We start from the raw sequence: 19,433 nt of genomic DNA, 5'->3' as shown, positions 1-19,433 counted from the left end.
GACGATACCCTTAGGGGGCAGGCGACTTAGGTGCTTTGACGGAGATCAAGTGGAAACGCAGATGACAATAAAAGCACAGTTCGATCACTCAAATTGCGAAGACTGCCCGATACGACATCGCGCGGTCTGCGCCCGCTGTGACGCGGACGAGCTGGAAGCGCTTGACGGCATTAAATATTACCGCAATTTCGAAGCGGGTCAGACCATCATCTGGTCGGGCGACCAGATGAATTTCGTCGGCTCGGTCGTATCGGGAATCGCATCGCTGACGCAAACCATGGAAGACGGGCGCACTCAGATGGTCGGTCTGCTTCTGCCCAGCGATTTCGTCGGTCGCCCGGGGCGCGACGTTGCGCCTTACGATGTACAGGCGACAACGGATGTCGTGATGTGCTGTTTCCGCAAGAAACCATTCGAAGAGCTGATGGACGAAACGCCTCACATCGCGCATCGCCTGCTGCAGATGACATTGGACGAGCTTGACGCCGCCCGCGAATGGATGCTGGTTCTGGGTCGCAAGACAGCGCGCGAAAAGATTGCCAGCCTGATTTCGATCATTGCCCGGCGGGATGCGTCGATTGGTCAAAAGGGCCTGTCAGGACCGATCGTGTTCGATCTGCCCCTGACCCGAGAAGCCATGGCGGATTATCTGGGACTTACGCTTGAGACGGTCAGCCGCCAGATTTCAGCTCTGAAAAAGGACGGTTTGATCTTACTGGAAGGCAAACGTCACGTGACCATCCCCGATCTTGGGCGACTCATGGAAGAAGCAGGCGACGATTCCGATGGCGGGTTTCTGGTCTGACCAGTCTTTCGTTCGGCAGAGTTCGCTTACCGCGACCAGCCGGTCGGTTCACGTACTAACATAGGAGTGTGGCATGGGGTTCAGCAGTCTGTTGGCAATGCTGTTCATTGGCGCAATCGCCGGATGGCTTTCGGGAAAGATCATGGAAGGCCGTGGGTTCGGCCTGATCGGCAACATCATCGTCGGCATCGTAGGCGCGTTCCTGTCGGGCATGATCTTTCCGGCGCTTGGTTTTTCCGTTGGAGGGGGCCTGTTCTCGTCGATCCTTTTCGCGACAATTGGGGCGGTGATCCTGTTGTTCCTGATCGGCCTCATCCGCCGGGGGTGAAAAAAGCCGCCTGTCGAGGCGGCTTTTTAACTTGATTGGGTCAGTGCGCCAGGAACACCGGAACCGAGGATTGTTCCAGCATGTTCCGGGTCGCCCCTCCCAGAATGGCTTCGCGAAAGCGGGAATGGCCATAAGCGCCCATCACGATCATGTCCGATTCGGTATCCGTCGCGTGGCGATTAAGGATATCCGAGACTCGGGTCATGGTCTTGCTGAGCACGTCGATCTCGCATTTGACACCATGACGGGCCAGCATCTGGGACAGCATTCCACCCGGGTCTGACCGGTCCGGCCCATGCTGTGGCGGGTCGATGACCACAATACGGACGATCTCGGCCTGTTTGAGGAAGGGCAGGGCCCGCCGGATGGCGCACATGGCCTCGACACTTTCGTTCCAGGCGATCATGATGTTGCCGGGCGCTTTCAACGGCACGCCGCTGTCGGGAACCACAAGCACCGGGCAATGTCCTTCGAACATGGCTGCTTCGATAATGGGCTCGGCCTCGGCCCCGCGACCTTCACCATACGGGTGAGGCAGGATCACAAGGTCGGAAAACCGGGCCCGGTGTGCGACGTGGCGCCCGATATCGGCAATCTGTGCAACGCCGTGTTCGGCAGACCAACGTACGCCGGATTTGCCGAGATAATCATTGGCAAAGGCCAGCAAATCCTGTGCTTCGGCATTGGCCCGGTTCAGCGTTTCCTGAACGATCAACGCATTGGCACCCGCGTAATAATAACCTGTCTGACTGCGATCGACGCCCAGACACAGGACCTCGGCATGGGCATCCTGGGACTCGGCCAGGGCCACAATCTGCGCCAGAGCAGCCTGTGCAGTCTGCGTTTCGGTCATGACTGTGAGAAGAGATTTGTACGCCATTTTGACCTCATGTTTCGGGCAATTGGTCTCATGTGACCCGTTAGCCCTTTTCCACTACCATGCGTGTCATAGAAAACGCTGGGCTGTCTTGATACAGATCAAAGCAATGAAGGTGGCCGTGCTTCAGAACGGCAGCCAGTCAAATGGGCTTCGCGCGTCACAAGAATCAAAAACGTGCGGAGCATGGCAAAGGGACGCAATATGTCGAATTACATCAAGCTGATCGTGCTTGGTCTGATCGCGCTGTTTGCAGCGATCGGAACCAATTATGCACGCGATTTGGCGTATCAGGTACATGCGCTGCTGGTGATGCTCATCGCCGGTGGCCTGTTCATCTGGACGCTTCGAAACACTGACGAGCCAGATATTCAGATCGACCGCTCGGGCGAATACATGGATGGCGTGATCCGCTATGGCGTGATCGCAACCGCCTTTTGGGGCGTGATCGGGTTCCTTGCAGGGACCTTTATCGCGTTTCAGCTGGCGTTTCCGGTGCTGAACTTCGAATGGGCGCAGGGTTATCTGAACTTTGGTCGTCTGCGTCCGTTGCACACCTCGGCGGTCATTTTTGCCTTTGGCGGCAACGCACTGATCGCAACCTCGTTCTACGTGGTTCAGCGTACCAGCGCGGCGCGGCTTTGGGGCGGCAACCTCGCGTGGTTCGTGTTCTGGGGCTATCAGCTGTTCATCGTGCTGGCCGCGACCGGCTATGTGCTGGGCGGAACGCAGTCCAAGGAATATGCCGAACCTGAATGGTATGTCGATCTGTGGCTGACCGTCGTCTGGGTCGCCTATCTGGCTGTCTACCTGGGTACGATCATCAAGCGGAAAGAACCCCACATCTATGTGGCCAACTGGTTCTACCTGGCCTTTATCGTCACCGTCGCCATGCTGCATCTGGTCAACAACATGACCATCCCGGTCAGCATCTGGGGTTCGAAATCGGTCATCGTCTGGTCAGGCGTGCAGGATGCTATGATCCAGTGGTGGTATGGCCACAACGCTGTGGGCTTCTTCCTGACCGCGGGTTTCCTGGGCATGATGTACTATTTCATCCCGAAACAGGCCGAACGTCCGGTGTTTTCCTACAAGCTGTCGATCATCCACTTCTGGGCGCTGATCTTCCTGTATATCTGGGCCGGTCCTCACCACCTGCACTATACCGCACTGCCTGACTGGGCGTCGACGCTGGGCATGGTGTTCTCGGTGATCCTGTGGATGCCGTCCTGGGGTGGTATGATCAACGGTCTGATGACCCTGTCGGGGGCCTGGGACAAGCTGCGCACCGATCCGATCATCCGCATGATGGTCATCTCGGTCGGCTTCTACGGCATGTCCACCTTTGAAGGTCCGATGATGTCGATCCGTGCTGTGAACAGTCTCAGCCACTACACCGACTGGACCATTGGTCACGTGCATTCTGGCGCGCTGGGCTGGAACGGCATGATCACCTTTGGTGCACTGTACTTCCTGGTGCCTGTCCTGTGGAAACGCGAGCGTCTGTACTCGCTGCAAATGGTAAGCTGGCACTTCTGGCTCGCCACGATCGGCATCGTGCTTTACGCCGCGTCGATGTGGGTCACCGGTATCATGGAAGGCCTGATGTGGCGTGAAGTGGATGCCAACGGCTTCCTGGTGAACTCGTTCGCTGACACCGTGGCCGCCAAGTTCCCGATGTACGTGGTGCGTGCGCTGGGTGGCGTGATGTTCGTCGCTGGTGCGCTTATCATGTGCTACAACCTGTGGATGACTGTGCGGAAAGCGCCGGCCAAAGAGGCCAGCCTGACCGTCGCGGTCCCGGCTGAATAGAGGGAGGGCCGGAGCAATGGCAATTCTCGACAAACATAAGATCCTCGAGACCAACGCGACCCTCCTGCTGATCTTCAGCTTTCTGGTCGTGACCATCGGTGGCCTGGTGCAGATCACCCCGCTGTTCTATCTTGAGAACACCATCGAGAAGGTGGAGGGCATGCGCCCTTACACCCCTCTCGAAATGGCAGGGCGTGAGATCTACATCCGCGAAGGCTGCTATGTCTGCCACAGCCAGATGATCCGCCCGATGCGGGATGAGGTCGAACGTTACGGTCACTACTCGCTGGCGGCTGAATCGATGTATGACCACCCGTTCCAGTGGGGATCAAAGCGTACCGGACCTGATCTGGCGCGTGTCGGTGGCCGCTATTCTGATCAGTGGCAAATGGACCACCTGCGTGACCCTCAGTCTGTGGTGCCTGAATCGGTGATGCCGAAATACGGCTTCCTCGAACATCGCAAGATCGACGGCAAGTATATCGGTGACATCATGGCGACCAATGCGGTTGTTGGCACCCCATATACCGAGGAGATGCTGGAAAACGCGGTTGCCGATTTCAGCGCGCAGGCCGATCCTGACAGTGACTACGACGGTCTGCTGGAGCGGTACGGTGACAAGGTCAACGTGCGCAACTTCGATGGTCAGCCTGAACTGACCGAAGCCGATGCGCTGATCGCCTATTTGCAGATGCTGGGTACGCTGGTCGATTTCTCGACCTTTACCCCGGATGCAAGCCGTTAACAGGAGGGTGTGATGGAAGAATACACACTGCTTCGACAGTTCGCGGATAGCTGGATGCTGCTTGTGTTGTTTGCCTTCTTCGTTGGCATCGTGATCTGGGTTTTCCGCCCCGGTGCCAGCAAGGAATACAAGGACACCGCCAACATCCCCTTCCGGCATCAAGACAAACCCGCCACACCCAAGGAGGCGCGGCAATGAGCAAGACACCTGATAAACAGCCGGGCGATCCGAACACAACCGGGCACAGCTGGGACGGGATCGAGGAATTCGACAATCCCATGCCGCGCTGGTGGCTATGGACTTTCTACGCCACCATTTTCTGGGGCGTGATCTACACGATCATGTTTCCGGCCTGGCCTCTGGTCCATGGCGCGACAGCCGGTGTGCTGGGATGGTCAACCCGTGAAAACGTACAGCAGGACATGGTTGCCTTCGAAGAGGCAAACGCGCCTTGGAACGCCAAGCTGGTGGAAACTTCGCTGGAAGACATCGCCAAGGATGCAGAGCTTCAGCAATATGCCGTGAACTCGGGCGGTGCGGTGTTCCGGACCTGGTGCGCACAATGCCATGGTTCGGGTGCGCAGGGTGCGCCGGGTTTCCCGAATCTGCTGGATGATGCCTGGCTGTGGGGCGGAACGCTGGACGATATCGTCTACACCGTCAGCTACGGTGTGCGGAACGAAGAAAGCGACGATGCGCGCTATTCCGAGATGCCGGCATTTGGCGAAATCCTCGAACACGACGAAATCACGCAGGTGGTTCAGTACGTCATGTCGCTGAGCAATGCCCAGACCGACGATGCGGCGGCGCAGGCAGGTAAAGTTGTCTTCGAAGACAACTGTGCGGCCTGCCACGGCGAGGATGGCACAGGCGATATCTTCCAGGGTGCGCCGAATTTGACTGACGCGATCTGGCTTTACGGTGGCAGCGAAGAAGCGCTGACGGAAACCGTAACTTACAGCCGCTTTGGTGTCATGCCGAACTGGGATACCCGCCTGACCGAGGCGCAGATTCGCGCCGTATCTGCCTATGTCCACCAGTTGGGCGGCGGTCAGTAAGATCTAAAGAACACCTTCGGGCGGTTCGCCGCCCGATGGCTGGGGCACCGGCTGTTCCATCTGTTCGCGCGTTTCCTGAACAGCCGGTGCTTTTTTCCCACAATAAGGCCACTTAAACCTGTGGTCCAGATTCAGGTTTATTGTTCCCTGGGTCAAAAGTTGTGCGGATCCACCTCGCGCGGGTTTTTCATCCACCAATGACCTTCCGGCAGCCAACGGCGTTTTCGGGGACCCGGCTTTGGCGCATCGCGAATATGCGGCGCATTGATCCGGGTTGCGGTCATGAAAGATCTGGCAAAAACGGTCAGCATGGTTGGTCTCCTCTGCAAGGGTATCTCTGCAATAAAGATTGACCTTTGAGGTGCTGAATGCGACTCAAATACCATTCCATAGTGTAAGTCAGGGTTACATATGAACTGGTTGTCGCTTCCCCCGTTGGCCGCGCTGAGGGCGTTTGCAGCATTTGCTGAAAAGCGCAACGTCGTCGAAGCTGGGGCTGCGTTAAACGTAAGCCATGCGGCAATTAGCCAGCAGTTGCGTGTACTTGAGAAACATCTGGGTGCTGCCTTGCTGGATCGAACGGGCAAGGCCCTGACCCTGACCGCCGATGGCGAACACCTGGCCCGAGCCCTGCAACTGGGGTTTGGCGCGATCGAGGCGGCAGTGGGAGATTTGGCGCGGTCTGGTCAGGATCGCCCGGTCCACGTGTCGCTGACATCCTCTTTTGCGGCCTCTTGGCTGATGCCGCGTCTACCGGCTTTTCGCGAAACCCACCCCGAGGTGAACCTGATCCTCGACCCCACTGCGGAACTTGTCGAACTGCGGCCGGGTGGGATCGACATTGCCATTCGGTACGGCCCCGGCGGTTGGACCGGTGTGCAATCAGAAATGCTGTTGCAGTCGCCCGTGGTCATCGTCGCTGCCCCGAAACTGCTGGGGGAAAAGACGTCTTGGACCCCGACCGAACTGGCCCAGCTGCCCTGGCTTGAGGAAATCGGCACCACCGAGGCGACGACCTGGCTGGCCGAACATGGTGCTGGTCCCGAACGCGGTGCGGGGCGCACCGAGTTGCCGGGAAACCTGGTACTGGACGGTCTGAGGGCCGGGCAGGGGGTCACTGTCACAGTGCGACATTTCGTCGAGCCGGACATCAAGGCCGGTCGCATCGTTGAGCTTTATGCAGAGCCGGATACGCGCGGTTACCATATTGTGACGCCAAATTCGGCACTTAGACCCGCAGTCAGGACATTTGTGACGTGGTTGAGGCGTCAGGCTCGGGAAATGTGATAAAAGGTGTCTGTACGATGCGCGTTTTGACCCATGTCAAAGTTGCTATGCGCGTGATCTGGAAGAACACACACTCAGAAGAGCCAGTACCGGAGCCAGCCTGTGAGCGATTCCAACCCCACCCCCAGCCTATACGCCGCACGAGAACCGATCTTTCCAAGACGCGTTTCCGGGCCATTCCGGAACCTGAAATGGATCATCCTCATCGTGACACTGGGCATTTACTATGTAACGCCCTGGATCAGATGGGATCGCGGCCCCAGCCTGCCGGATCAGGCCGTCCTGCTGGATTTGGCAAACCGGCGCTTCTATTTCTTCTGGATCGAAATCTGGCCGCACGAGTTCTATTTCGTGGCGGGCCTGCTGATCATGGCGGGGCTGGGTCTGTTCCTGTTCACATCTGCGCTGGGGCGGGTCTGGTGCGGGTATGCCTGCCCGCAAACGGTCTGGACAGACCTTTTCATTCTGGTCGAGCGCTGGATCGAAGGCGACAGGAACGCCCGTTTGCGCCTGCATCGTCAGGAAAAGCTGGATTTCCGTAAGGCACGGCTCCGGGTGACGAAATGGGTGACCTGGTTCCTGATCGGTCTGGCCACCGGCGGCGCCTGGGTGTTTTATTTTGCGGATGCGCCGACGCTGCTCCGCGATCTTGTGACGGGTAACGCGCATCCCATCGCTTACACGACGATGCTGGTTCTGACTGGCACGACCTTCTTCTTCGGCGGGTTCGCCCGCGAACAGATTTGTATCTACGCGTGCCCTTGGCCGCGCATTCAGGCCGCGATGATGGATGAAGACACGCTGGTCGTGGGATACCGCGAATGGCGCGGTGAGCCGCGCGGCAAAGGCAAGCGGACAGCCGATTCAGAGTTGGGGGATTGCATCGACTGCATGGCCTGCGTGAATGTCTGCCCTGTCGGAATCGATATCCGGGATGGTCAGCAGCTTGAATGTATCACCTGTGCCCTGTGTATCGACGCGTGTGATGACATGATGGCCAAGATCGGCAAACCACGCGGGCTGATCGACTATATGGCGCTCAGCGACGAGCCGCGCGAACGCGCAGGCCAGCCGCCCAAGAATATCTGGAAGCATATCTTCCGGCCCCGTACGATCCTGTACACCTCGTTGTGGTCACTGGTGGGGTTTGCGCTGCTGTTTGCCCTGTTCATCCGCTCTGACATCGATCTGACCGTAGCGCCCGTGCGCAACCCGACCTTTGTCACCCTGTCGGATGGCACCATTCGAAACACCTATGACGTCAGGCTGCGCAACAAGCACGGCGAGGACCGCCTGTTCACCCTGTCACTGGCCGGTGATCCGGCGATGCGCCTGGAAATCGAAGGCACCAATCTTCACACTGTGAATGTTCCGGCGGATACGGCACAATTGACCCGTGTATATATCGTGGCATCCCGTGACAGCGGTCCGGCGGCAGCAGAAGCGACACCAGTGCGGATCTGGGTCGAAGACCTCAGCAGCGGCGAACGCGCTTACAAAGACACCACGTTCAACGGACGGGGGAACTGATCATGGCCGAACGTAAATTCACAGGAAAGCACGCTCTGGCGGTGTTTGTCGGTGCCTTTGGCGTGATCATCGCGGTGAACCTCGTGCTGGCTTATAATGCGGTGAAAACGTTTCCCGGGCTGGAGGTAAAGAATTCCTACGTTGCCAGCCAGGAGTTCAACGATCGCCTGAAAGAGCAGCAGGCATTGGGCTGGACGGTTCGGGCAGAAACCAAAGGTGGCCTTCTGATCCTGCATATTACGGACGCGACCGGTGCACCGGTTCAGGTCAGCGAATTGCAGGCGGTGGTTGGCCGCGCAACCCATGTGCGGGACGATTTTGCACCGGATTTCACCTTTGACGGCGCGGCCTATGCCACGCCTGCCACGCTGGGCAAGGGCAACTGGAACATCCGGTTGGTCGCGCGTGACGGCAGTGGTGCCGAGTTTTCGCAGCGCGTTCCGCTGTACGTGAAAGGGTAGCCGATGACGGCGCAGCTTTCATCCGGTACGGCGGCCTGTCCGGGGTGTCTGGCAACCCCGGCAGAGCCCGCGCGCCCGATTCCGGACGATGTGCAGATCGCCTTGTCGCTGCCGGGCATCCACTGCTCGGCCTGTATCGCGACGGTCGAACGTGAACTGAACGCCCATCCCGGTGTCGAAGACGCGCGCGTCAACCTGACTTTGAAACGGGCGATGATCAAAGCCGCGCCGGATACCCGCGCGGCCGATCTGATCCCGGTGCTTGAACGGGCAGGTTTCGAAGCGCACGAGCTTGACCCCGGCGCTTTGTCAGCAACACAGGCGGACAAGGCGGGACGTGACCTGCTGATGCGACTGGCCGTCGCCGGGTTTGCATCCATGAACGTGATGCTGTTGTCGGTGTCGGTTTGGTCCGGTGCAACAGACGCGACGCGCGACATGTTCCACTGGATTTCCGCTGCAATCGCGCTGCCTGCCATTGCCTTCTCGGCTCAACCGTTCTTTGCCAACGCTTGGAGCGCCCTGCGGGTGCGGCGGCTGAACATGGATGTGCCGATCACGCTGGCGATCCTGCTGGCGCTGGTCACATCCCTGTGGGAGACCGCGCTGAGCGGAGAGCACGCCTATTTCGATGCCGCGCTGACCCTGACATTCTTCCTGCTGGCGGGCCGGTATCTGGACTACCGCACCCGCGCCGCAGCCCGATCCGCCGCAGAAGAGCTTACCGCTCTGGAAGTGCCGCGCGCGATCCGCATCGTGGACGGGGTGGAGGCCGAAGTTGCGGTGGCCGATCTGAAGGTCGGTGATCTGATCCTTGTGCGCCCCGGTGGCCGAATGCCGGTGGACGGTCAGATCGTGTCTGGTCAGTCCGAACTGGACCGCTCGCTGTTGACGGGGGAAACCCTGCCGGTATTTGCCGAAGCCGGCCAGTTGGTCAGCGCGGGCGAGGTCAACCTGACAGGTCCGCTGACCCTGCGCGCCACAGCAGTGGGTCAGGATACGTCGCTGCACCGGATGGCGGATCTGGTGGCCATCGCAGAATCGGGGCGGTCCCGCTATACCTCCCTGGCCGACAAGGCCGCCAAGCTTTATGCGCCCGGTGTCCACATCCTTTCGGCGCTCAGCTTTGTGGGGTGGTACATCTATTCGGGCGATTTGCGCACCGCTCTGAACATTGCCGCGGCGGTTCTGATCATCACCTGTCCCTGCGCCTTGGGTCTGGCTGTTCCGGCAGTGACCACCGCTGCCTCGGGCCGGTTGTTCCGCAAGGGTATGCTGATCAAGCACGCAACCGCGCTCGAACGGTTGTCCGAGACCGACACCGTGGTGTTCGACAAGACGGGCACGCTGACCTCGGGTGCGCCGGAACTGGTCAATCTTGGCGATCACACCCGCGCACAGGTCGAGGTTGCGCTGGCCCTGGCCGAGGCCTCTGCGCATCCCTTGTCGGTATCATTGGCCAAAGCCGCGCGACAGGCCGGGATCAAACCTGCAAATGTTCGGGACATAACCGAAGTGCCGGGATACGGCGCCGAAGGGGAATACCGCGGTCAACCCGTTCGTTTGGGCCGGGCCGCATGGGTTGGCGCACAGCAGGGCGCGGAAACGTCCGCCTGGCTTGCAATTGGCGACGATGCGCCCCTAGCATTCCGTTACTCGGACGCGCTGCGTCCGGGCGCGGACGAGGCAGTGGAAGCGTTGCGCGCGTCAGGCAAGCTCGTGCTGCTGATCTCAGGGGATTCGATGGGTGCCGTGCGCGCATTGGCCGAGAAGCTGGGAATAACGGATTGGGTCGCCGAGGCTTTGCCGCAGGACAAGGCACAGCGCATTCAGGACCTCAGGGATCAGGGCCGCAAAGTTCTGATGGTGGGGGATGGCCTGAACGACACGGCTGCTTTGGCGGCGGCGCATGTGTCGATCTCTCCGGCCTCGGCGCTGGATGCGGCGCGGGTTGCCTCGGACATCGTTCTTCTGGGCAATGACCTTCTGCCCATTGCGGATGCCTGTGATACGGCCATCAAGGCCACTCGTCGCATCCGCGAGAACTTCCAGATCGCAACCGTTTACAACGTGATTGCCGTTCCGCTGGCCGTGATCGGCTTGGCGACACCGCTGATCGCGGCCTTGGCGATGTCGACCTCGTCGATTACCGTATCGCTGAATGCATTGCGGCTGAGGTAACCCTGATGGAAGTGCTTGCCTATCTGATCCCGATTTCCCTGTTTCTGGGGGGCGTTGGTCTGGTCGCCTTTATCTATACCGTTCGTTCCAATCAGTACGAAGACCCCGATGGAGACGCGCGCCGCATCCTGAGTGACGAGTGGGACGACAAACCCAAACCCTGACCAATCGCCCTATACGCATAGAGTTCATTCAAGCGCCCTTGAAATTGCCGCAATGCCCGGCTATGTCCGGCCCATCCGCAAGCAGAGAGAACACGCCAAATGGCCACCACCAACCCGATCCAGTTCATTCAGCAAGTCCGTGCCGAAGTTTCCAAGGTCGTCTGGCCGACCCGGCGCGAAGTGCTGTTGACCACGGTCATGGTCTTCATCATGGCGGCGCTGACAGCTGTGTTTTTTGCTTTGGTCGATCTGGGTATCCGGGGCGGCCTTCAGCTGATTCTGGGCGCTTTCGGCTAAGCCGGTTCAGGCGGGGGCAATTGCGACTGCCCCTTGCACCTCGCGCGATGTCAGAGTAGGTGACGCATATTCGGAATGGGCGTGTGGCGATTCGGGTCACGCGCCGCTTTTTATTCCGGATGACGTGATAGGATTTAAATGACGGGTGTGTCCGCAAGATGTGATACCCCGAAGACAAACAAGGACGACAGGTTCATGGCGAAACGGTGGTACTCGGTCAGCGTTCTTTCGAATTTCGAAAAAAAGATCGCAGAGCAGATCCGCACGTCGGTGGCTGAACAGGGCCTTGAGAACGATATCGACGAAGTTCTGGTGCCCACCGAAGAGGTGATCGAAGTGCGTCGGGGCAAGAAAGTAACCACCGAACGCCGCTTTATGCCGGGTTACGTGCTGGTACATATGGAAATGTCGGATCAAGGCTATCACCTGATCAACTCGATCAACCGCGTCACTGGCTTCCTGGGCCCACAGGGCCGCCCGATGCCGATGCGCGACGCCGAGGTGAACCAGATCCTCAACCGTGTTCAGGAAGGCGAAGAAGCGCCCAAGCTGATGATCACCTTCGAGATCGGCGAGAAGGTCAAGGTCAACGACGGACCGTTCGAGGATTTCGACGGCATGGTCGAAGGCGTGGACGACGAGGCGCAGAAGCTGAAAGTATCAGTCTCGATCTTTGGCCGGGAAACCCCGGTCGAGTTGGACTTCACGCAGGTTACCAAGCAAAGCTAAGCGCGCTTCCAGAGAAATTCGAAACGCCGCGATGTCAAAGCATCGCGGCGTTTTTTTTTGACGATCGGTTTATCAATCAGCACCAAATAGCGATCCAGCCACACGGCCAGTCGTTATTACGGCCGACCCGGAATAAGATCTTGTTCTTGAAGCACTGTCAGAATGTCGAGGATTGTCGAAGGACTGACGTCAACAGAGCCTTCAAGGAAAACGCCAACACCACCTTCTCCGATCTCGCGCGGGCCGCCTTTGTCGTAAGCTGGGTCAAGTGACGCAAGCTCTGCCGGGAGTTCCGGGCACAACGGAGTGTCGTTCAGTGCAAGATCCACCGCAGCCAACATCAACTCCTTCACAGAGTCTAAAGTGTCGTCTTCCAGCAGTTGCTCTCGCTGTTCTTCGGGGGCCGTAAGAGTAAGATCAATAAGCTTGAAATAGGCGCAGTTGTCCCGCACTTCGACGGTCGCTTCGGTGGACAAGCTGGCCAGGATCGCTCTTTTTTCTTCACCGCGTTGAAAGTTCCGTTCGCCGGTGCGGCTGCATTCGAAGATCGTGACGGTTACATCACCATCCAGATCAATTGCTTGGTCTTCGGCTTTAAAGCTCAAATCATCTAGTCGGACTTGCAGGCCACAATTGTCGACGATCGCATTGTCAGCCAACCTCTCTGGCACAATCTTCTGGATTTCGCGCAGATCGAGAAGAGCACCAACTCCTATCCGAGTGGGCGCCGCAGCGGTCAGGTTCAGATCAAGTGTATACGGCAGTTCGGTATCGCGAACAGGTAGTGTCGCGTCGATGACAAAGTCTACCTGTTGCGCGTCGGGTGCGCGAGCGGTCAGAACCGCTGCCATAAGGGCGGGAAGAATAAACCAAAGTCTCATTCAGCAAACTCCAACACGCCAAGGTCTTTCAGTCCTGCAAGAACCTTCACTATCGTCTCAGCGCTTACATCGGCCGAACCGACAACAGCAGCGCCTAATCCTCCTGGCGCGATTTCGCGTGTTCCGCCAGATTCGTAATTTGGATCAAGAACAGAGAACTCTTCTGGCAATGGCGGACAAACTGGATTGGCCGCTAAAAACTCGCCGCCCTTTTCAAGTACAGCTTCGTTAATACGGTTGGTCAGCCCAAAAAGATTGGTGACAGCTCCGATAAACCCACGGGGTCTGAGGTCAGCGCTTTCGATACTGAACGTAAGGCATTGGCCTTTAACCTCTGCCTTGGCGACAGCAGTTGCATCCACCGTGGCCCCGAAATACCGAAAGCCGGGTTCTTCATTTCGTTTGCACCGCGTAAACTGGGCGCGGGCTGAGCCTTCTACTTTAACGGTTTCACCTATTGCAGTGACATCTCGGATCTCGAGGTAAATCTGGCGTTTACAGCTTTCTTCCAAGGGGCCAGTCAGTATCTGAGGCGCCTTCTCCTGCAATCCGCGCAAATCCATGAACGCTCGCAATCGCAGGCGGGTTGGGCTGGATTCCTCTAGACCGCCGTAGACGGTGAAGGGAACGGGAATATTGCGCAGAGGTACTTCTTTGGTCAATTTGACTTGAAAGCGACCGGCATAGGTGGCGGGATCAATTCCTGCCGCATTGCGTGAAGAAGCGTTTTGGGATGCTTCGGTTTGGGCAGATGCCTCGGGCACCGCACCTTGATCTTGGGCTTTGCTGCCGCATCCAGGCAGCATAGCGATAAGAACGCTGACCAGCAGCCCTTTGTTTAGTCGAGATGATGCCATCCCAGACCGCCCCTTCTGCAACCAAGTTGCTCTAAGATACCCGCCCGTGCGTCTTAAGCAATGTATGTCTTTGAAAACTTTTTGACTCTTGCTCCGTTGCTGGCGCTCGGGTCTAATCAGGGCGCAAAACGTCTGTTGTGTAGCGCTTCGCCAGTCCCCTTCCAACGCCTTTGGGAGAATTATTCCGATCAGATGAGGCCCAGATCAAACTGTGCATTAATCAGATCAACAAGTTTCGCGCATATCCGAAAATACGCCGCAAAACTGTAGGCTCCGCGGCGCATTTTGATAAAGCGTTTACTGTTTGTGACTCTACTGCGACTGAACCATGGCTGCGCGCAAAAGCTGCGGGCGGTCGGTCTGGGACGGCAGGAAGACCGCCTGCGACCCGGCGTCCAGCGCCGAAAGGCTTGCATCATACCACTGCATCGCAAGGTCGCGGCGCGCTTGAACACCAAAGCCTTCGCGCAGGTGGTGCCCGACCAGTTCTCCGTATGCGGGTTCACCCATGGCAACCAGCATCAGCGCAGACCCAACTGCGGTATCCATGTTGTCCTGACGGTATCCCATCGCAAGGCAGACCTTGCTGGTTGCGGCAAGATCAGCAGGGCTTAGACCCGAATCCAAGGCAAGCTTGCGCACCTGAGTTTCAGCTTCTGACTTCGAGTTGATAGACAGCGCGCCAACTTGCGGTGCCAACATGTCGCCATAGGAGGCGCACTGGGCTGCGACCTGATCGGGTGTAAGGCCCTGAATGTCCTGCATCAGTTCTTCACCCTGTGCCATCGCATAGCTGCGGGCAAGGCAGAACTGTTCACTGAGCGCAAAGTCAGGATCGGACATGTTCGACAGGGTCGTGTAGCCGCCATTGGTCGACGTTTGCAGCATGACCCCGCTGCACCGGTTGGCCAGCGAAGGACCTCCGGCACCACCGGAAAACAGGCTTGGTAGGCTGGCCGTTGATGCTTCGGTGGTCTCCGTCACGTCGTCGGCTTCCTGAGGTGTGATAACCGGGACGGCTGGCGCCGCGGCCTGAGGTGCCGCAGCCAAGGCGGAGCCGGTTTGCACCTGTTGCCGATAGGCCATCAAAAGCGGTTGACCCGAAAGCTGAGTCGTCGCCTGACCGCCGCTAGTCGCCCAGTAATAGGCCTGCATCAGGAAGTCATACTGATAGGGCTGGAAATCATAGCCGTTCACAGGATAACCCATGGACGCCTGGTAACGTTCGATTGCCGACCGGGTCCCGTGCCCGACCTGGCCATCTACACGTCCGGCATTATAGCCGAAATAGTTGAGCGCCGTTTGCGTTTGTGCCCCTTGCGAGGTCGATGGAATGGTCGACCTGTAGGTCCGGGTTGTTGACCGCGACTTTTTCTTCTGCTGGTCCTTGCCGATTGCATATCCGACGACCCCACCTACGACAGCACCACCGATGAAGTCGCCCGCATCGGCCCGCGCTGTCTGGGGAACGGCTGCTGCAAAAGACAGTGCAGCGACGAGCATAGTTAATAAACGAATAATCATGACGAACCTCCGAACAAATATGTTTTCCCCGATTATAGCACAGCCACAGCATGGCGCGGTTATTTATGCGGCGCAAGGAACGAAGCCATAGCAGTCTGTCGGCCGGGTGCCGGGTTCGATCCGGTTTTTTCAAGCAAATTAAACCCTTAATATGGCGCGAAACCTTGTGTTGCAGGCCGGCTGGTTTTTCCTGGGTTTGACCGGAAAGATGAGCAATTTCGCGCCCTGGCGCGTCAACGCCGGTGTTCATCGACGTGGAATTCGATTCGGTGATCCCGAATTGAAAGGCGGGCCACTTGCCAACCCCTTTGATCCCCTGTAAACGCCGCCTCTATCGTCTTCGGGCGAGATTCTCTCGTGGGAGGTTACCGGGGTCGCGATCCCGGGCCGGACCACGCAACATAATCCGGGTGAGACGCGTTTCACCTTAGTTGAAAGGAAAACCAAATGGCCAAGAAGCTTGCTGGTACAATGAAACTGCAGGTTCCTGCAGGTCAGGCGAACCCGTCGCCGCCAGTTGGTCCGGCGCTGGGTCAGCGCGGCATCAACATCATGGAATTCTGCAAGGCGTTCAACGCCAAAACCGCAGATATGGAGCCCGGCGCGCCGTGCCCGACCGTGATCACCTACTATCAGGACAAGTCCTTCACCATGGACATCAAGACGCCGCCCGCGTCTTACTACCTGAAAAAAGCGGCTGGTCTTAAGCCGGTCGGTAAGCGTAACCGCCCCCGCGGCGCGGAAAACCCAGGTCGCGAGACCGTGGCAACCGTGACCAGCAAGCAGGTTCGTGAAATCGCCGAAGCCAAAATGAAAGATCTGAACGCCAACGACGTCGAAGGCGCAATGCAGATCATCCTGGGCTCGGCCCGCTCCATGGGCATCGAGGTGAAGTAAGATGGCAAAACTCGGTAAACGTACCCGCGCTGCGCGCGAAGCTGTCGCTGGCAAGGAAAGCCTGTCGGTGGACGAAGCTGTTGCCCTGGTCAAAGCCAATGCAACTTCGAAATTCGACGAGACCATCGAAATCGCGATGAACCTGGGCGTTGACACCCGTCACGCAGACCAGATGGTGCGCGGCGTTGTCGGCCTGCCTAACGGCACAGGCAAAGACATGCGCGTTGCTGTGTTCGCACGTGGCGCGAAGGCTGACGAGGCGAAAGAAGCAGGCGCGGATATCGTTGGCGCAGAAGACCTGATGGAAACCATTCAGGGCGGCACCATCGAATTCGACCGCTGCATTGCAACCCCGGACATGATGCCGATCGTCGGTCGTCTGGGTAAGGTTCTGGGCCCCCGCAACCTGATGCCGAACCCCAAGGTTGGCACCGTGACCATGGACGTGAAAGCAGCCGTGGAAGCAGCCAAGGGCGGCGAAGTTCAGTTCAAGGCGGAAAAAGGCGGCGTTGTGCATGCCGGTGTTGGCAAAGCGTCGTTTGACGAAGCCAAGCTGGTCGAAAACATTCGCGCCTTCGTCTCGGCTGTTGCCCGGGCCAAGCCGTCGGGTGCCAAAGGCACCTACATGAAGAAAATCGCGCTGAGCTCGACCATGGGCCCCGGCGTGACCGTTGATGTGGCAGAAGCTTCGGGCGAATAAGCCGGACCTTCGTCAAAGCAATGTTGCGGGCGGTCCAAACGGACCGCCCGTTTTCGTTTAACTGAACGGCAACGCGGTGTGGCTGGCTGTATCGTCAGTCAGGGTGAAGAAGCTCCGGTCTTCAATGGGCGTCCATTTTCCTGTGCCCTTGTCCAGCGGCTCGGACGCAATGACCTTGCCGCCGTGGTCCAGACCTTCCCCGAAATACAGGGACGGGCTGCGCTGGTCGCTGGAATACCGAAAGGCATACAGGTTCTGCCCATCCGAAAAGGCGACGGCCATGCGATCCGGTTGCGTCCGATGACCTCCAAGCGCATCGATCTGACGCAAAGTTGCGACAACAGCGTCCTGCGGCGCATCATCCAGCCCGTTGGCCAGCAGCAGCAGAAACAGAAGCTCAGAATCCGTCGACCCGCGCCGCGCCGCATAAAGCTCGTCCGGCAGAGAGGATTCAAGCTGTCTGCGCAAACGCCCGAACTCTCCGATCTGACCATTGTGCATGAAGGACCATTTGCCAAATGTAAAAGGGTGGCAGTTCGCGCGCGACACTTCCCCGAACGTCGACGCGCGGACATGGGCCAGAAACAGCGAGGATTTTATCATCCTGCAAAGATCGACCAAATTGCCATCCGACCACGCGGGCAGGACATCCCTGTACAGGCCAGGGCGATCCTGATCCGCGTACCAGGCCATACCGAATCCATCGCCATTGACGGCAAGTTTTGCCTCGGCGGCATGCTGGCTTTGCTCCAGCAAGGAATGCTGGGGCCGGATGACGATGTTTTCAAGCGGGATACTTGGTCCGCAATAGGCGGCAATTCTGCACATTTGTCTTGATTCTTCTTGTTTCTGAGAAAAATTGTCGGGTTATAGTCTTGAATTTGGAACAATGTCACGAACTATTTTGCGCTCAGCCCTGTAATTCGACCAAATCAATTGCTCGTCACCGCACTTGATCTTGTGGTTTTGGCCGTCCCTTGCAGCGTTTGATTTATCCCAATTTACCTCTTGGAAACCCCGGCCATCTGTCCTAAGTAGACCTGCGGAATAAAGCGTGCGATTCGTCGTGCGCTTTATTTTGTTTCGTCCAAGACGGTGGGTGGTGCCATATGGCCCCTTAATTCCCTGCCTGAGACGGGTAAGACCAAAGAATTCTGAGGGTCCCACCCTCGGGCGAGTTTTGGCCAATCCCGTAACAACGGACCTGAACGCCGGGGCGCAAGCCGCGGCAAATATGAGCCGGGGTGAGATCTCACCCCTAACTTGGAGAGAACTGTGGATAGAGCCCAGAAAGAGAAAGTGGTCGAGGAACTCGGCCAAATCTTCGAAAGCTCTGGCGTCGTAGTGGTTGCCCACTACGCCGGTCTGACAGTTGCCGAGATGCAGGACCTTCGCGCACGTGCCCGTGACGCGGGTGGCTCCGTGCGTGTTGCCAAAAACAGGCTCGCCAAAATCGCCCTCGAGGGTAAGCCGTGTGAAAACATGGCCGACCTGCTGACAGGGATGACCGTTCTGACCTATTCCGAGGACCCCGTGGCAGCAGCCAAGGTGGCCGAGGACTTCGCCAAGGATAACAAGAAATTTGAAATCCTCGGCGGTGCAATGGGCGAGAACGCTCTGGACCGCAAAGGCGTTGAAGCCGTTTCGAAAATGCCGTCTCGTGAGGAGCTTATTGCTTCGATCGTGGGCTGCATTGGCGCACCTGCTTCGAACATCGCCGGCGCGATTGGCGCACCTGCAAGCAATATCGCAAGCATCCTTTCCACCATCGAAGAGAAGGCGGAAGCTGCGTAAGCGGTTGGCACTGAATGATCTGCGTAGGGTACCTACCCTGACGTTGGAACACACATTGTAAACGGAAAGAGCTGATAAAATGGCTGATCTGAAAGCACTCGCAGAAAGCATCGTGGGTCTGACCCTGCTGGAAGCACAAGAACTGAAAACCATCCTCAAAGACGAATACGGCATCGAGCCCGCAGCTGGCGGTGCCGTAATGGTCGCAGCAGCTGGTGGCGACGCCGGTGGCGCAGCTGAGGAAGAAAAAACCGAATTCGACGTCGTTCTGAAGAACGCCGGCGCTTCGAAAATCAACGTGATCAAAGAAGTTCGCGGCATCACCGGTCTGGGCCTGAAAGAAGCCAAGGAACTGGTCGAAGCTGGCGGCAAGATCAAAGAAGGCGTGTCGAAAGACGAAGCCGAAGACGTCAAAGCCAAGCTGGAAGCAGCTGGCGCCGAAGTCGAGCTGGCCTAAGCCTGGTCTCAGGCGCATCGCTGATGCGCCGAAAATTTTGGCTGGATCC

At 58.0% G+C, this 19,433-nt stretch carries 23 protein-coding genes; 17 read left to right on the top strand and 6 right to left on the bottom strand.

Going from position 1 to position 19,433, the window contains the following annotated elements:
• Positions 1 to 61 precede the first annotated feature (61 nt).
• Together I9182_RS11235 and I9182_RS11230 are read left to right on the top strand one after the other, a co-directional pair.
• Positions 62 to 805, top strand: coding sequence for a transcriptional regulator FnrL (locus I9182_RS11235; RefSeq protein ID WP_209598279.1), 744 nt, complete (start codon positions 62 to 64; stop codon positions 803 to 805).
• A gap of 73 nt (positions 806 to 878) precedes the next feature.
• Positions 879 to 1,133, top strand: coding sequence for a GlsB/YeaQ/YmgE family stress response membrane protein (locus I9182_RS11230; protein WP_209598278.1), 255 nt, complete (start codon positions 879 to 881; stop codon positions 1,131 to 1,133).
• A gap of 40 nt (positions 1,134 to 1,173) precedes the next feature.
• Here I9182_RS11230 and I9182_RS11225 read toward each other — a convergent pair whose 3' ends face one another.
• Positions 1,174 to 2,013 (bottom strand): universal stress protein, encoded by an 840-nt coding sequence (locus I9182_RS11225; RefSeq protein WP_209598277.1) that lies wholly within the window; start codon positions 2,011 to 2,013, stop codon positions 1,174 to 1,176.
• Between the two features lie 201 nt (positions 2,014 to 2,214).
• Here I9182_RS11225 and ccoN point away from each other — a divergent pair, with 201 nt between their 5' ends.
• Genes ccoN through ccoP form a run of 4 tightly spaced genes read left to right on the top strand, consistent with a single transcriptional unit; the run spans position 2,215 to position 5,625 of the window.
• Complete coding sequence (gene ccoN / locus I9182_RS11220; protein ID WP_209598276.1) at positions 2,215 to 3,822, top strand: cytochrome-c oxidase, cbb3-type subunit I; 1,608 nt, start codon at positions 2,215 to 2,217, stop codon at positions 3,820 to 3,822.
• Between the two features lie 16 nt (positions 3,823 to 3,838).
• Positions 3,839 to 4,567, top strand: a complete 729-nt coding sequence (gene ccoO / locus I9182_RS11215) for a cytochrome-c oxidase, cbb3-type subunit II (protein ID WP_209507754.1) — start codon at positions 3,839 to 3,841, stop codon at positions 4,565 to 4,567.
• Between the two features lie 12 nt (positions 4,568 to 4,579).
• On the top strand, positions 4,580 to 4,765 hold the full coding sequence (locus I9182_RS11210; protein ID WP_209507756.1) for a cbb3-type cytochrome c oxidase subunit 3: 186 nt from the start codon (positions 4,580 to 4,582) through the stop codon (positions 4,763 to 4,765).
• Positions 4,762 to 5,625, top strand: a complete 864-nt coding sequence (ccoP, locus tag I9182_RS11205; RefSeq protein WP_209507758.1) for a cytochrome-c oxidase, cbb3-type subunit III — start codon at positions 4,762 to 4,764, stop codon at positions 5,623 to 5,625. The genes I9182_RS11210 and ccoP overlap by 4 nt, the downstream gene beginning before the upstream one ends.
• A 152-nt stretch (positions 5,626 to 5,777) precedes the next feature.
• On the opposite strand, the gene I9182_RS11200 is transcribed toward ccoP, so the two are convergent.
• Entirely contained in the window at positions 5,778 to 5,936 is a 159-nt protein-coding gene (locus tag I9182_RS11200; protein WP_209598275.1) for a hypothetical protein, read from the bottom strand.
• 100 nt (positions 5,937 to 6,036) lie between these two features.
• On the opposite strand from I9182_RS11200, the gene I9182_RS11195 reads away from it, so the two are divergent.
• The 7 genes from I9182_RS11195 to nusG all read left to right on the top strand — a co-directional run bounded on the left by I9182_RS11195 (position 6,037) and on the right by nusG (position 12,274).
• Positions 6,037 to 6,912, top strand: a complete 876-nt coding sequence (locus I9182_RS11195) for a LysR family transcriptional regulator (RefSeq protein ID WP_209507762.1) — start codon at positions 6,037 to 6,039, stop codon at positions 6,910 to 6,912.
• Between the two features lie 102 nt (positions 6,913 to 7,014).
• Positions 7,015 to 8,442, top strand: coding sequence for a cytochrome c oxidase accessory protein CcoG (gene ccoG / locus I9182_RS11190; RefSeq protein ID WP_209507764.1), 1,428 nt, complete (start codon positions 7,015 to 7,017; stop codon positions 8,440 to 8,442).
• Between the two features lie 2 nt (positions 8,443 to 8,444).
• Positions 8,445 to 8,903 carry a FixH family protein gene (locus I9182_RS11185; protein ID WP_209507766.1) on the top strand — a complete coding sequence of 153 codons (459 nt, stop codon included), beginning with the start codon at positions 8,445 to 8,447 and terminating at the stop codon, positions 8,901 to 8,903.
• Between the two features lie 3 nt (positions 8,904 to 8,906).
• Complete coding sequence (locus I9182_RS11180) at positions 8,907 to 11,084, top strand: heavy metal translocating P-type ATPase (RefSeq protein WP_209598274.1); 2,178 nt, start codon at positions 8,907 to 8,909, stop codon at positions 11,082 to 11,084.
• Between the two features lie 5 nt (positions 11,085 to 11,089).
• Positions 11,090 to 11,248, top strand: coding sequence for a cbb3-type cytochrome oxidase assembly protein CcoS (gene ccoS / locus I9182_RS11175; protein WP_209507770.1), 159 nt, complete (start codon positions 11,090 to 11,092; stop codon positions 11,246 to 11,248).
• A 99-nt stretch (positions 11,249 to 11,347) separates the two neighbouring features.
• The gene (secE, locus tag I9182_RS11170; protein ID WP_170427365.1) at positions 11,348 to 11,545 is read left to right on the top strand and encodes a preprotein translocase subunit SecE; all 198 of its coding nucleotides are present in this window, start codon (positions 11,348 to 11,350) and stop codon (positions 11,543 to 11,545) included.
• Between the two features lie 195 nt (positions 11,546 to 11,740).
• Positions 11,741 to 12,274 (top strand): transcription termination/antitermination protein NusG, encoded by a 534-nt coding sequence (gene nusG, locus I9182_RS11165; RefSeq protein WP_209507773.1) that lies wholly within the window; start codon positions 11,741 to 11,743, stop codon positions 12,272 to 12,274.
• Positions 12,275 to 12,390: 116 nt separating this feature from the next.
• Here the strand turns inward: nusG and I9182_RS11160 are convergent, their stop codons facing one another.
• The 3 genes from I9182_RS11160 to I9182_RS11150 form a co-directional block, all read right to left on the bottom strand.
• On the bottom strand, positions 12,391 to 13,155 hold the full coding sequence (locus I9182_RS11160) for a hypothetical protein (protein ID WP_209507775.1): 765 nt from the start codon (positions 13,153 to 13,155) through the stop codon (positions 12,391 to 12,393).
• Positions 13,152 to 14,012 (bottom strand): hypothetical protein, encoded by an 861-nt coding sequence (locus I9182_RS11155; protein WP_209598273.1) that lies wholly within the window; start codon positions 14,010 to 14,012, stop codon positions 13,152 to 13,154. The genes I9182_RS11160 and I9182_RS11155 overlap by 4 nt, the downstream gene beginning before the upstream one ends.
• A 312-nt stretch (positions 14,013 to 14,324) precedes the next feature.
• A complete protein-coding gene (locus I9182_RS11150) occupies positions 14,325 to 15,536 on the bottom strand; it encodes a peptidoglycan-binding domain-containing protein (RefSeq protein ID WP_209598272.1) in 1,212 nt (403 codons plus the stop codon).
• Between the two features lie 447 nt (positions 15,537 to 15,983).
• Here I9182_RS11150 and rplK point away from each other — a divergent pair, with 447 nt between their 5' ends.
• Complete coding sequence (gene rplK / locus I9182_RS11145) at positions 15,984 to 16,433, top strand: 50S ribosomal protein L11 (RefSeq protein ID WP_010440985.1); 450 nt, start codon at positions 15,984 to 15,986, stop codon at positions 16,431 to 16,433.
• A gap of 1 nt (position 16,434) precedes the next feature.
• Positions 16,435 to 17,133 carry a 50S ribosomal protein L1 gene (gene rplA, locus I9182_RS11140; protein WP_209598271.1) on the top strand — a complete coding sequence of 233 codons (699 nt, stop codon included), beginning with the start codon at positions 16,435 to 16,437 and terminating at the stop codon, positions 17,131 to 17,133.
• A 57-nt stretch (positions 17,134 to 17,190) separates the two neighbouring features.
• Here rplA and I9182_RS11135 read toward each other — a convergent pair whose 3' ends face one another.
• A complete protein-coding gene (locus I9182_RS11135; protein ID WP_209598270.1) occupies positions 17,191 to 17,961 on the bottom strand; it encodes a class II glutamine amidotransferase in 771 nt (256 codons plus the stop codon).
• A 447-nt stretch (positions 17,962 to 18,408) separates the two neighbouring features.
• Here I9182_RS11135 and rplJ point away from each other — a divergent pair, with 447 nt between their 5' ends.
• Both rplJ and rplL read left to right on the top strand, forming a co-directional pair.
• The gene (gene rplJ / locus I9182_RS11130; protein WP_209598269.1) at positions 18,409 to 18,927 is read left to right on the top strand and encodes a 50S ribosomal protein L10; all 519 of its coding nucleotides are present in this window, start codon (positions 18,409 to 18,411) and stop codon (positions 18,925 to 18,927) included.
• Between the two features lie 79 nt (positions 18,928 to 19,006).
• Positions 19,007 to 19,384, top strand: a complete 378-nt coding sequence (rplL, locus tag I9182_RS11125) for a 50S ribosomal protein L7/L12 (RefSeq protein ID WP_209507787.1) — start codon at positions 19,007 to 19,009, stop codon at positions 19,382 to 19,384.
• Positions 19,385 to 19,433: the final 49 nt, after the last annotated feature.

This window comes from Ruegeria sp. HKCCSP351, from assembly GCF_017872535.1.
Taxonomy (GTDB): domain Bacteria; phylum Pseudomonadota; class Alphaproteobacteria; order Rhodobacterales; family Rhodobacteraceae; genus Ruegeria.
The sequence above is the reverse complement of the archived record's forward strand: the minus strand, read 5'-3'. Positions and strand labels throughout refer to the sequence as shown.